7 protein-coding genes are annotated in these 12,961 nt (G+C 49.6%); 2 read left to right on the top strand and 5 right to left on the bottom strand.

What is annotated here, in order from left to right; translation table 11 throughout:
• The first annotated feature begins 75 nt into the window (after positions 1 to 75).
• Together G367_RS0122150 and G367_RS0122145 are read left to right on the top strand one after the other, a co-directional pair.
• Positions 76 to 1,965 (top strand): potassium transporter Kup, encoded by a 1,890-nt coding sequence (locus G367_RS0122150; RefSeq protein ID WP_020415364.1) that lies wholly within the window; start codon positions 76 to 78, stop codon positions 1,963 to 1,965.
• A gap of 298 nt (positions 1,966 to 2,263) precedes the next feature.
• Positions 2,264 to 2,947 carry a VOC family protein gene (locus G367_RS0122145; protein ID WP_020415363.1) on the top strand — a complete coding sequence of 228 codons (684 nt, stop codon included), beginning with the start codon at positions 2,264 to 2,266 and terminating at the stop codon, positions 2,945 to 2,947.
• 89 nt (positions 2,948 to 3,036) lie between these two features.
• Here the strand turns inward: G367_RS0122145 and G367_RS0122140 are convergent, their stop codons facing one another.
• From G367_RS0122140 to G367_RS25415, 5 genes are all read right to left on the bottom strand, one after another.
• Positions 3,037 to 5,181, bottom strand: coding sequence for a TonB-dependent receptor (locus tag G367_RS0122140; protein ID WP_020415362.1), 2,145 nt, complete (start codon positions 5,179 to 5,181; stop codon positions 3,037 to 3,039).
• A gap of 25 nt (positions 5,182 to 5,206) precedes the next feature.
• Positions 5,207 to 8,617, bottom strand: a complete 3,411-nt coding sequence (locus G367_RS24690) for an ABC transporter permease (protein ID WP_020415361.1) — start codon at positions 8,615 to 8,617, stop codon at positions 5,207 to 5,209.
• A complete protein-coding gene (locus tag G367_RS0122130; protein ID WP_020415360.1) occupies positions 8,614 to 9,501 on the bottom strand; it encodes an ABC transporter ATP-binding protein in 888 nt (295 codons plus the stop codon). Before G367_RS0122130 ends, G367_RS24690 begins: the two co-directional genes overlap by 4 nt.
• A 67-nt stretch (positions 9,502 to 9,568) precedes the next feature.
• A complete protein-coding gene (locus G367_RS24685) occupies positions 9,569 to 10,675 on the bottom strand; it encodes a Gfo/Idh/MocA family oxidoreductase (RefSeq protein WP_020415359.1) in 1,107 nt (368 codons plus the stop codon).
• A complete protein-coding gene (locus G367_RS25415; RefSeq protein WP_020415358.1) occupies positions 10,665 to 12,959 on the bottom strand; it encodes a class I SAM-dependent methyltransferase in 2,295 nt (764 codons plus the stop codon). Before G367_RS25415 ends, G367_RS24685 begins: the two co-directional genes overlap by 11 nt.
• Positions 12,960 to 12,961: the final 2 nt, after the last annotated feature.

The raw sequence follows: 12,961 nt of genomic DNA, 5'->3' as shown, positions 1-12,961 counted from the left end.
TAATAACGGGAGTCCTTTCCATCAATACATTGTTGATCCCTGCCTCTGTATGACACCGGATTGTAAGAGTTGCAAATGAAAAAACGCTCGGAAGGCGTAAAAAAGCACTGGGTGCTTTCCCTTGCTGCTCTTGGCGTAGTTTTCGGTGATATTGGCACTAGCCCTCTTTATGCCTTTAAGCTGATCTTCCACCAAAGACATGGTATTCCACTTACCCATGAGAATATCATTGGAGGCGTTTCGGCAGTTTTTTGGGCTCTAGTGATTATTGTCACTGTCAAGTACGTCATCCTGGTGATGCGCCTGGACAATCGTGGTGAAGGCGGGATTATGGCGCTTTTGACGCTTGCTCTTTCCTCAATACAAGATCGGAGGTATCTACGGAAGTTCGTTATTTTGGCTGGCCTTTGTGGCGCTGCACTATTCTTTGGTGACGCCGTTTTAACTCCAGCGATCTCCGTCCTTTCTGCAATAGAGGGCCTTGAGATTGGTGGAGATATTTTTAAGCCGATGGTTTTACCTATTGCGATTGGAATTCTACTGGGACTCTTCTTTCTACAGCGATTTGGAACAGAGACCGTCGGAAAACTATTTGGCCCCATTACCGCTCTTTGGTTTCTGTCTTTATTAACTATCGGTATCACCTGGGTCGTGCAAAAACCCGAAATAATTCATGCGTTAAACCCAATCCATGCTTTCAAATTCCTTACCGGGCACGGTATAGCCTCATTTTGGATTCTTGGAGCTGTACTGCTGGTATTCACCGGTGGTGAGGCACTCTACACCGATATGGGGCACTTTGGTCGCACCCCAGTACGTATCGCGTGGCTAGGGCTGGTCTTCCCGGCTCTGACACTGAACTATATGGGGCAAGGCGCCCTTCTGATGGTAGACCCCTCTTCTTCCGACAACCCATTCTTTCGTATGTACCCGGTCTGGGCGCTTTTCCCGATGATCGCCTTAGCCACTGCAGCCACATGTATCGCATCACAAGCCTGTATTTCCGGTACATTTTCTCTTACCAAGCAGGCAATCCAACTTGGCTTTCTGCCTCGCTTGGCAATACGTTATACATCCTCGGATCTTGCTGGCCAATTTTATATGCCCGGCGTAAATTTTATATTGATGGTTCTGGTAATTATTGTGGTCCTGGGGTTTGGATCTTCGACTAACCTGGCAGGAGCCTATGGTGTCTCTGTCAGTGGTACAATGCTGACTACAACCTGTATTGCGGCCATTGTCTATCGACACCACCTGAAGTACAGCCTGCCTATCTGTATCCTTGGTGCAATTTTCTTTATCCTCATTGATCTATCTTTCTTCACCTCCAATATTGCCAAAATCAGCCATGGCGGATGGTTTTCAATAACCTTAGGAGCCGTAATTGGACTACTGATGACGACATGGCGGGAAGGCAAAAAGGCTATAGAGCGCTATCAAAAAAGCAAAGACTATGAACTCGAGCCATTTTTAACTTCCCTATTTAAAGATCCACCAACCCGTGTTCCTGGTACAGCAGTATTTGTGACCACGAACAAAATTTATACTCCCCATGCCCTAATTTACAATCTTAAGCACAATAAGGTCCTTCACGAAAAATTATTATTTCTCATCGTAACAGTTGCCAACACACCCCTTGTTGCACCACGGAACCGGTTTATCATTAGCAAGCTGAGGGAGGGGTGCTACCGCTTAATTCTTCGGTATGGCTATATGGAGCATCCGGATGTTGAGCGAGCCCTACGGCGATTATACAACACCCATTTATTGGATATCGATCCAAGTAAAGCATCGTTCTTCCTTTGTAGAACAAATATAATCCCAGTAAAACATGGTTACAGTAATATGCCTCCCTGGCGGGAAAGACTATTTTCAGCCATGGTACGTAACTCAAGTAGTGCGATAGCATACTTCCGAATACCGGCAAACCGCACAGTAGAAATGGGGGAGCATATTATGATCTAGATTCGCTATTTTTTCTGTGAGGCTAACAATGCGACCACCTTGTTTCGGCATTTCATTTCACACTTGAACATTAAATCTTAGCCCTCTCTGGAGTACCCATTAAGTAAAACCCTTTTACCGTCAAGTCACTTAGAAATATTATACATATTCCACAACTGGCATCAGTCACCTAACAATAAGAATGCACGATAAATTATTTTTATTATTAATTACCAGAAAATGACGACCCGACCCTTAAATTAGGATTCCCTTGATTGTAATATTACCCCTAAACTAATCCATACAACTAGGCACTATTATGAAAACACGCTGTAGCCATGTTTTACTCTGGGTTAAGGATATTCATCAAGCTGTACAGGATTTTCGCCAGCTTGGTTTTACCGTGGATTACGCCACAAAAGAAAAAAATGCCCAGCACGCCCATATTTGGTTCAGTGAAGGGGCAATTATTGAGTTGTTGACATCTCCATCTAATGCTCGCTATTTCAAATGGCTGATTGATGTCTTTGCTGGCCGGGGCGCGGGACGTAGAATGATACGTTGGTCGCAAGAGGGGGAAGGTTTTTGTGATGTTGCCTTAGTCAGTGACGATTTTGATAATGATCTTTCAGTAATGAACCGTGAAGGGGTTCAAACCGGGCGAGTAATTCCCTGGCGACGCACCAAACCAAACGGACAAAAAACCAGTTTTCGCTTTGTTTACCCTCGCTCTGAGCGACTGCCATTTTTAGTGAGTCCGTACAACCCACCTCAATACCCCCAAAAAACAGATCATAAAAATGGTGCTACTGGCCTGAGTAAAGTGTATATGGAAGTCAGTGAGCAGGACTGGCAGTCTGTGCGACGTTTAACCGATCAAGATTCCATATTTAATATCAAACCTGGTCCCACAACCAAAGTCACAGGCATAGAAGTTAGCGGGCTGAAAGAAAATTTGGACCCTACTCTATTGCATGGAAGTAAAATCAACCCTGCAAATTAAACAAATTAGTGGATCAATCTTGTAAAGAGATTGATCCACTAACCATCGAGCTATACAAAACAGCTATTAACTAAGCTGTCATAACCTCATTACAGACGATAAAGTGCTCCAATTCCCGCGCGACGCCCTTTTGCCGGCGCCCCTATTCTGGCGTCAGGAGCATATATCGCATTGGTGTAACCGTATAGTTGATACTGCTCATCCAGCAAGTTATCGGCAAACAGGTAGAGTTCCATAGAATCTGTTTGCAGTGCTAGGCGCAGATCCGCTTTACTATAAGCATTCAGGCTAAAATGATTTTGTGCATCTGCCGGACGCTCATCCACATGGCGAACTGTTAGATTGGTATTGAGAGCTGGTGCACTTAAACCCATAAAGTCTGGTAGTGGCTGGTAGTAATTTAATGCCAGACTTGCACTCCAGCTAGGCACATCGGGTACTTCATTACCCGCCATAACATCACCACCGGAAACACCGTAAACATCTTTGGTAATTTCCGTATCAAGGAAGCTCAAGCCTCCGGCAATACTGAACCTCTCGGTAATAAACCAATCGGCTTCAAACTCCGCTCCAAAGGTTTCCGTATCCGCATTCACCGCAGCCGATGAGTAGGAAGCGAAATCAAAGCCGAGCAAATGATCATCTTCCACAGAGTTAAAGAATATCGCACCGCTGATATTCAAGCTGTCTGATTCTCTCTTGAAACCAACTTCGATACTATCAACGGTTGCCGGCTTGTACGCCACGCTATCAGCGGACTGTAACGCAAAATCATTGAAGCCACCGGATTTATGGCCTCGTGCGGCCATTGTGTATAGGTTAGTGTACTCAGTCAGCGAGTAGCTCAGAGCCAATCGCCCGGTAGTATAGTTATCATCCAAATCTCTCTGGTCTTGCGAGATGTAGTAATTGCCATCCATACCATAGCTGGCATACTCACCGGCGTAATCCTTACTCTCTTGGGTGTAACGCAGTCCAGCTGTAAATTTTATGGCTTCAGTTAAAGGAACCGTAGTCTCACCATAAATAGCCTGGCTATCCGTTTCATAATCCCGGTATTGGTTGGCGTAGGACACTAAATCAATCGAATCGAAGCTTCTTTCACTATCCTGCAAGTTAAGCCCAACTACCCAGAAAGTAGATGCATCAGGCAGTGAGGACAGGCGCAGATCCTGGCTGATAGTTTGTTCATCCTGACTGTCACCACGAAGATACTCCACAGGGAAATTAAAAACAGCTGCGGCTGTCTCCTGATCAAATCCGGTTAGGTAACTAAAATCTGTGTCGACCAATGCGGTGATTGAAGTCAATTGACTATTACCCAGTTGATGGTTGATTTCTGTAGAAAAACGCTCAACTGTTTTCTCGTTATCGTCAAATGCCCCCAAGGTATGTTCACTGCTCGGATCATCGCCAAAAGGTTGCAACAACTGCAAGTTCAGGAAGCCTTCCTGATGCTGCCTCTCTGCGATAAATAAAGCAGAGGTCTCCGGGCCCAAATCCCATAGTAAGCTCCCCCGGAAAGCCAGATCTTCAGGTTCGGTCATGGGCTCACCGTTAGTGGTATTTTCAACCCAGTGATCCTCACTGGTATGACGCACTGCTAAGCGACCTCGGAGTGATTCAGAAAATGGGCCGCTGATTACAGTTTCAAAGAGGCTCTGGTTGTCTTCACCCAGCTCAATGCGCCCATAAGTTTCAAACTCTTCAGTCGGTTTCCGGGTGGTAATATTGATCGCCCCAGCTTCACTGTTACGCCCAAACAACGTCCCTTGCGGGCCTTTTAAAATTTCCAGGCGTTCAATATCCAGGGTCCCGAGGGATACATTCCCTGCCGGCATAGAAACACCGTCAAGGTTAACCACCACAGAGCCATCATCTTTGTTTACCTGGTTGAGAGAGCCAACACCACGGATGCGGATATTCGCATCCACCGCACCGCTGGAAGAGTAGACATCCACTCCAGGTGCACTGCGTAAAGCATCCTCAACGTTGAGATGCAGCCGGTTTTTTATCTCCTCTTCACCAATAACACTTAAACTGAAGGGAATATCCTTGGCTTTCTCTTTTGTATGCCGTGCAGTGACTTCAACAACTTCCATCGCGTTCTCAGAGGCACTCTCTTTATCTGCGTTTTCCACAGCAGAATAGGCTCCAGAGGCGTACATTAAAGTTGCGGATAGCAATGAAATCTGTTTGCTGAGTTCTTTTTTATCTCGGATTAAGCTGAGCATGAATTAATATCCTTTCTACCTATAATTAATCGTTATTCAAAACTTCAGAACTCTCAGCCAGTAAATTCTGTGCAGGGTCCCGCTGATAAGATGGCCAGATATCCAGCGCCAATACTTTTTCGGAAGGCAAGCGATCGATCAGTGCATTTCCATTGATGACCTTTGCATCCAGCTCGTTGATATCGGCTAACAAACGGTAAGTGGCAGTTTCGGTAACCGGCTGCCACCCGCCTTTCTCCCAGCGCCAACGCTGCCCATCCAGGCGTATCTGGCCTGTTTCCAAGTATTCGACCGTCAAAGCTGACGAGAGAGGAGCCCCGAGCATATTTTGTGTGCGTGTCACGCCCACATAGGCGTGCAGCACACTCTCGATGTTTTTCTGCTGCTGAATATCATCGAGTAATGCAGACAGGGATTCCGGGGTTTGATGAAGTGTCCAATCCAGTGCGGCGACCGGCGCGTAATACCGAGCCCAACCAGAAATCGGCGCTGTGCTTAAACGCTCAACAGGGATCTCGCTGCCAGCCAAATCTCTAGTCGTTTTGTCGGAGTAGCGGACCAGTACATCATCAAGTACTTCGATGCCGTCGATTTCTGCAACACACAGCAGGCCAATCGCTCCAGAAACCCCATCGCTGAGCCATACGGAACCGGCAATACGTCGCAAATCCGACCTGGCAACTAGATGCTGCCTGGCCAAGGCACGGGCAATATCAACCCGCCTCAGCCAGCGTCCTGTACCCTCATCGGCGATATCCCAGTGAGGCCCTTCGGACAATTGCAACAAGGTACCGCTGGCCCGAGTCTCGCCGAGTCCTCTCGGCCACTGGGCAATCCGCTTAATTTCGATATCTGTACCCAGCCGATCATTAACGCAGGCCTGCATCTGTCCTACATCTTTTGCAATGGCGGAGACCATAGTAGAGCGGTTGGAATCATGGGGGATTTCAAAACCATCGAATACCGCAAGTTTCGTATACGGTGCCCAATGAATGGCGAAATCCAAGGGGCCAGTAGTACTGCCCTGTTCGCTGAAGACAGGCTTGTCAGCGCTTTTAATACGAACTTGCCAACGCCAATCTCCCGAAGGGGCCGCGCCCTCAAGGGTTGCAGCCAGCTGTGCGGTTGGCAGCGTAAACTCACGGCTTAAACCCAGAGCTTCGCGCTCTGCTGGCACCCGCAAAATACGCTCGGGATCAATGCCCAGACGCGGAACAATATCACTGGCTTGTAACCAGACTCCGCTGGGTGTCAGCCCCGAGGGCTCTCCCTCAGCAGACCAGCCGGGCGCAGTCAGTTGCCACGATAGTTTGATATTACAACCTGGCTCAGGGCAGCCTGAGATTGGCAGGGACATATGGTCGTAACGCTGTTCATGCGTTACTTCACGCCCATTCACCAAAGCGTTCACCAGGACAAATCCCTGAGGCAATTCAAAATGCAGGCCCTGTCCATCAACCTGGACTTGGAGCAATTGCCACTCAGCTTCCACTGTCTGATTATCCGGGTTGATGCTGATATTCAGATTACCGCCAGATACTTGAAACTCACTGGCTTTCGGCAACCAGTATGCTTCCCAGGCTGCATCTTCCCGCTTCAGTTGATCCGGTGATTGATAACCTCCCTGCACTACCAACTTGTCTTCCAGTACAGAACCCAGACCGAGAAGAAATAGAGCGGAACAAGCCACCAAGGCACCCTGAGGAGCTATTAGGCGAGAGCGTATCAGGGCAAAACCCCGGGACATGCGGCTATCTAATCCCCTTGGAACCCATAGAGCAGCCAGGCCGACCATCAATACGGCGAGTGCAACTTTGAATCCATCCAGGGCTAACAAATAACCGATCCAAGGTTCCCAACCACTGAGGGCCGACAGTTGAATATGTGCAGTGATACCCACTTCATAGGGAGGGTAATGCACCAGCTCCAACTCATGATTCAGTACCAAGATAAAGGTCACGAACATTGACATGGAGTAGGCAAAGCCCGCATGACGGAATAGCGCATGCACCAGGAGCACCATCATCGACAACTCCAATAACGGCGCTGTCACTATCAACAACTGGTAAGTAAATGCCTGGCCAATATCGACAGAGGCCGGTGCAGAAAGAAGCACGGCAAAGATGCCCGATAACCCCGGTAGCAATGCCAACAGCACCGTCATGGCAAATACCGTAAGGGCAACACCAAACAGGCGCATATAGTCCGGCGCTGGGGTAGCAGCCAGCATATCCTCAAACCCTGGCACCTGATCCCTGCGGCATACCAAGCCGGTCAGCGCCGCGATCACAAATGCAATCACAAGAAAAATAACGTCCTTGAGAAGCGGCAACAGCATTTCCAAACGCGGTGCCATCGGCCCTTCGGCATGCCAGATAATCTGAGTAAAAGAGCTGACGACCCCCATCACAACGAGTATTGCCACACCAACCCACCAGGCCCGACTACTCCATACATGGAGCAGTCTCCAACGGGCTTCCAGCATTAATTGACGCAGGCTGCGGCCAAGCGATGCGCTATCCGGCTTGGATGGAGAGAGATCTACTACTTTACTGGCAGCTGTCATTTTCCTGGCTTTAGTACGAGAAGGTTTGGCAGCCCCTTCCAGAACCAGGGCTTCCCTTCGCAGGTATTTCAAGTAGACAGCTAAAGCAAGCAGCGGTAAGAGACACCAAAAAATCCGGTTTAATACCGAGCCCAAGGTAAAGGGCAATAAAGAAGAGGATTTTTGCAAAGGTGTCCAGGAGGTGACTTCCGTATAAACGAAAGTAAACAGCGAAGGGTCCATTACCGCAGCCAGCTGCGGATTAATGCTTGCACCCTGAAGCACGATTACAGCAAACATCCACAACATCATCAAAGCCGCAGCGAGCCCAAAGGGACCTGCCAGGCTTCGAGTGCGCAGTGTCATAATAAAATACAGAGCACCGATACCGACGCTGGCAGGGATCTGTAACCAGATCCATGCAAAGCCGAGGGCTTTCCAGGGGGCTGGGCCAATCGCCGCTTCAGGCAGTAAGCCCATCCAGACCAATACCGGCGAGAATAAAAAGCCCACCAGTGCCGATGCACTTAATATGGCCCCTATCACCGCTGCACCGATAAACCGCCCCCAAAGCATTACGCTCAGGGAATTCGGGGTTGTATAAATGACTTCGTGCAAACTGGCTTTGCGATCACGCAGAATCGGTTGTGAGAATACCCAGGCCCAGGCAAAAAACTGGAAGAACATACACCCAGCACCCATCAGGTAAATGAGCGATGGCGAGTTCCGGGGGATATCCGTAGCCCCCATTTTTTGCATATAGTCTGCGTTTACCAAATTCAAAAGCAGGTAGATCACCAGCCCCCAAAAGGCCAATGCCACAATGCCGCTGCTAAAACCGGCCCTTATCTCCAGTTTTGCCTCGTGGGCAATAAGCGCCAGCTTATTCATGCTGCCTCCCTCTGGTCTTTTACCTGCTCAATCGCCAGGTGATAGATATCTTCCAGGCGCGGGGTATGGGCCGTAAAGCGAGGGTCTTCAGGTTTCTCACCGTGCACAATTACCTGGGTGCCATCGGGCTTGGCGATGTTGTGCAGGGATTCCGGTAACTTTTCGCCGCGAGGAATCAGTGCTTGCCACATCTTGTCTTTATGGGGAGCAGTCACTTCCGGGGCTGTCCCCTCAACGACAATGCGCCCTGAGGCCAGTATCGCCAGTCGCTGACACAGGTTTTCGATATCTTCAACGATATGGGTGGACAGCAATACAATCGCATCTGCCGCGACATCCGCCAAAACACAGTGAAAACGGTTGCGCTCAGCGGGGTCCAGGCCTGCTGTGGGTTCGTCGACAATAATTAGGCGCGGCTCACCGATAAGTGCAATGGCAATACCAAAGCGGCGCAACATGCCGCCGGAATAAGTTGATACAGCTCGATCGGCCACATCGGCCAAATTGACCTGCTCCAAAAGCCTGTCCACTTCGCGGCGCCTTGCACTCGTTTGGGTAAAACCTTTAAGCCAGGCGAAACGATCCAGTAATGTCCGCGCGGCAATCCCGGGGTAAGCACCAATATGTTGCGGTAAATAACCCAATTTACTGCGCATAAAATCCGGATTTGCCAGAACATCCACACCATCGAGAATAATCCGGCCACTATCTGGCGTTTGCAGGGTTGCCAAAGTGCGCATCAAACTACTTTTCCCCGCGCCATTCGGCCCGAGCAACCCATACATTCCGGGGCCAACTTCCAAATCAACACCGTTTAGCGCTTTCACCCCGTTTTTATAAGTCTTAAAGAGCCCTTCAACGATCAACCCTGATTGCTTTTGCATCTCTCCTCCTAACCCCGTTTATAAGTAAAAATTCCGTAATCACTTTTTGTGCTATTTGCGTATTCTTTTAGTCGCAAACCTGGCTAACAATATCGGTAAGCGCCTGCACTGATACTGGCTCCGGTTCCCCGGGCTGGATTAATGCCGGCATACCGATACGCGCAGTTAAATCACTCCATACCATCGACACACTCAAAGCCCACTGGCCGCTCTGCTTGCGTCTTTCGGGTTGCGCGATATCGGCGCAAAGGGAATGCAGAGCCTGGATAACGGCCTCAGGCCAAGTGAGGGCAAAAATATCGTGGTAACTGCGCATGTCCGTATCACCCAGGGTTACCATGCTGGGAACCGCCAATCGCTCGGTACCCTCACCGCTAAGTATCAGCCTGCCTGTTTGATCCCGTGGTGAATGCAGCCTTGGATTCCACAGCACGGGGCCGTGGGTATCGGCCAAAGTTAGAACACCCCCCTCACTACCTATGGCAAGTCGATGCAGTAACAGGGAGTGATTGTCCGGGTCTTGTGGGTGCACCTGATTTTGTATGCGCAACGTCAAAGGCACCCCGCCAAGAGTGGCCGATAAACTTTGAAAAGGGTGCCCTTCCGCTTGCACCGGCTCGCTAAAAGACCAGGGGCGAAGGCCGCCTACCGCGCGGCCAATTACATCCAGCAGCGGATAGGCCATTTGGCTGTTGCAGATAGCATCGATCATTTCCAGGCGCTGGTGCCGACGTAAATATTCGGCCGCCGCCAAAAATTGCCTGGTGGGACGCAAATTCGGATATAGTGTATTAACCGCATAAGCCGCATTTCCCTGTTTTGCAGCCAGCAGATTTGCAGTAATTTCCTTGGTGTGGACCGGGTGCTCCTGCAATACATGAATACCCCGCTTGAGTAGCGACTGGGCCAATTCAGAACCCTCGCCCCCCGTTGCCCCAGAGCGAACAACAACACAGACTATGTCGACATCATCGGGGATTTGCTCGGCCTCTGTGTAAAGCGGCACCCCATATTGCTCGGCACAATTTCTGGAATAATCACTACCCCGAGCCAATAAACCGGCCAATTCAAAAGAATCCCGACCGGGTAATCTGGAGGAAGTCAGGGCTTCGAGATAAATACGGCCAAAGCCTGTCCCTGCAACGACAACTCGCTTGCGCTTATCAATTCCCATAGAACGAATCTCCCTGATGACAGCCCATGGACTGAGCCCATTCCTGCAACTGGGCATGGTCTACCTGTCCCTCAAGCGTCAGAGGCAACTGGTCCAAAACCTGGATAAAAATTTCTGAATCAAAATGATCGATATATTCGGCCAGGCAATCTGCCGTCAGTCGCATTTGATTTTGTTTGGCTGTACAGGCAAAGAAGCGGTGCCCCTGCCTGGATAGGGGGTGTTCAGAGACAGGCAAATCCATAGCCAACTGTAAGCCGGCAGCCTCCAGGGCATTGTGCCACTGGGAAAGTGACAGAAATGTCGCGCCGGAATCCGTGCGCTCGTCGACGGCATCGACCAACATAAATGCCTGTGAAGCCATCACCCAGAACTCCTCACTGGTTGGCTCAGTCATAATGAACCAACCTCCCGGGCGCAATAACTCAGCCACTCTTCGCAGTGAGGCATCTGTGTTATGGGCGGCATTAAAAACACCACCGGCAATAATTACGTCGAAGCTATTGGGAGAAAATCCCTGTCTGCGCAGCGGACGGTCAATATCAAATAAACCACGGTGCAACCAGGGGCGTTGCTCCTGATCACCATGTTGTGCAAAAAAGCTGTCGAGAAAAGCCGCAGAGATATCCGTGAACTGGTAATCAAACTGAATATGGCCACTGGCACCGTCCAGCACGGGCAAGAGGGCCTGGGTTGTCGCGCCAGTGCCTGCACCAACCTCTAAAATTTTCAGGGGCTGTGGCTGCCCTTCCCAGTTATTTAAAATGGACTTCAATAAAGCACTGACTGCACGCTGTTGGTACCTGGCAGCGATACCCTCCCGGTAGAGCGCACTCGCCAATTCAGTGCCACCACGGGGGAACAACAGATGCACAGCCTGGACTTTGCCTCGAATCAAATCTGGTAATTGCTCCGCATTAGCGCGGGCGTAATCGATCGTTTTGCTTGCTCCCGAGAGTGCTCGCCAATCCTGTTCCAATTGACCCCAGGCCTGGGCAAGAGCGGTATCACTGTAGCTATCTGGATCAACTTCGACACGCCAGCTGTCACCGTCAGCACTAAGTAACTGTTGCTCTTGCAAAACCCTGATCCAACGTTTAATCAAGGCTTGGTGCTGTTGGGCAACCGGTGGGGTTTCGAGTATCTCTGCCAAAGTGTGTGCTGAGTGCTGATCACAAAACAGTCCCAGGTGACTAAAGGCATTCAGCATGGAGAGCAAAGCGGTAGCGTTAAGCTGTTCGGTAACCTTTACCGCATATTCCAAGTCAATATGGGCAAATTCTGTATCCAGCTCGGTATTAATTCCTTCAAATAACCCAGCCATATCGGGCATGCCAGGCTTGTCCTGTATCTTCTCCTGTACCTTAGCTTGTGCAAACACAGCCCAGCGGTCACCCCCGGTAAGGGGCACAGTGGCAGAGTTGGCGACAGCGGGGTGTTTCGCAACACTCTCGGTGATGGCCGCAAGTTTATGGGTCAACGCCTGCTCCGCCTTTGCAACAGGTTCTATACCCACCTTGGAAGAGATCCAACCGGCTATATCACTGGTTAATAAGCGGCGAGCATCCTGCAACAAGGGCTGTGGCAACAAAACTTCGGTTTCATAGAGCAGACATTGCAGATTTTTCAGGTTTGTCAGGGCAATTGCGGGATGTGCGACCAATCCCTTCAATAAAGTTGCCGGCAGTGTTACTCCGCTAAACCCCGAGCGCTCCAAAACGACCAGTGCTTTTGCGGGATTGATTTCAGGCGACTGCAAATAGACCGCAAGCCCACAACTCCATGCTGCAAAAATGGCAAATCGAGAAAATTTATTGAGATCGGAAAATACCCCTACACTGCCCTGAAGAACCCTTAGCGACTCTTGTTGGGATTTATACAGTGTGAAATATGCTTCAGCGGTGTCAGCCTCTATCATCCCCTTGTCTGTTAACAATAGGGAAAGTTCTTCTAGATCAATTTTCAATAAATCTGGGGTTTGTACTTTAATTGCCAGGGGCTCACTCTCTGCATTAGTCAGGGCTTCATTTTCAAACCCGATCCCCAACCTTAGCGCCACCAAGTGCAAAAGCAGTCGAACTTCTTCTTTGCAACTATTGGCAGGTAACAGCAGAGCGTTACCTTGCAAAATATCCAGCTGCTCACTCAGGTTTTCTGCTACAGCTTTTGTCCAGGCCAGTACCTGGTTGCCACTCCACTCATGGCCATCAAGGGATAATGCAGGCGCTTCTCCCAACTGCTCTAATCCACTTAAGAGTTCTGCTGTTATTACCTCGATTTTCATCA

It is taken from the genome of Microbulbifer variabilis ATCC 700307 (genome assembly GCF_000380565.1).
Taxonomy (GTDB): domain Bacteria; phylum Pseudomonadota; class Gammaproteobacteria; order Pseudomonadales; family Cellvibrionaceae; genus Microbulbifer; species Microbulbifer variabilis.
Note: the sequence above shows the minus strand (reverse complement) of the source record. Positions and strands in the feature narration are given on the sequence as shown.

Bases quoted from the DNA above. Each gene is read 5' to 3' on its own strand.
- G367_RS0122145 (WP_020415363.1), top strand. From the start codon at position 2,264: ATGAAAACACGCTGTAGCCATGTTTTACTCTGGGTTAAGGATATTCAT.
- G367_RS24685 (WP_020415359.1), bottom strand. From the start codon at position 10,675: ATGGGAATTGATAAGCGCAAGCGAGTTGTCGTTGCAGGGACAGGCTTT.
- G367_RS25415 (WP_020415358.1), bottom strand. From the start codon at position 12,959: ATGAAAATCGAGGTAATAACAGCAGAACTCTTAAGTGGATTAGAGCAG.
- G367_RS0122140 (WP_020415362.1), bottom strand. From the start codon at position 5,181: ATGCTCAGCTTAATCCGAGATAAAAAAGAACTCAGCAAACAGATTTCA.
- G367_RS0122130 (WP_020415360.1), bottom strand. From the start codon at position 9,501: ATGCAAAAGCAATCAGGGTTGATCGTTGAAGGGCTCTTTAAGACTTAT.
- G367_RS0122150 (WP_020415364.1), top strand. From the start codon at position 76: ATGAAAAAACGCTCGGAAGGCGTAAAAAAGCACTGGGTGCTTTCCCTT.
- G367_RS24690 (WP_020415361.1), bottom strand. From the start codon at position 8,617: ATGAATAAGCTGGCGCTTATTGCCCACGAGGCAAAACTGGAGATAAGG.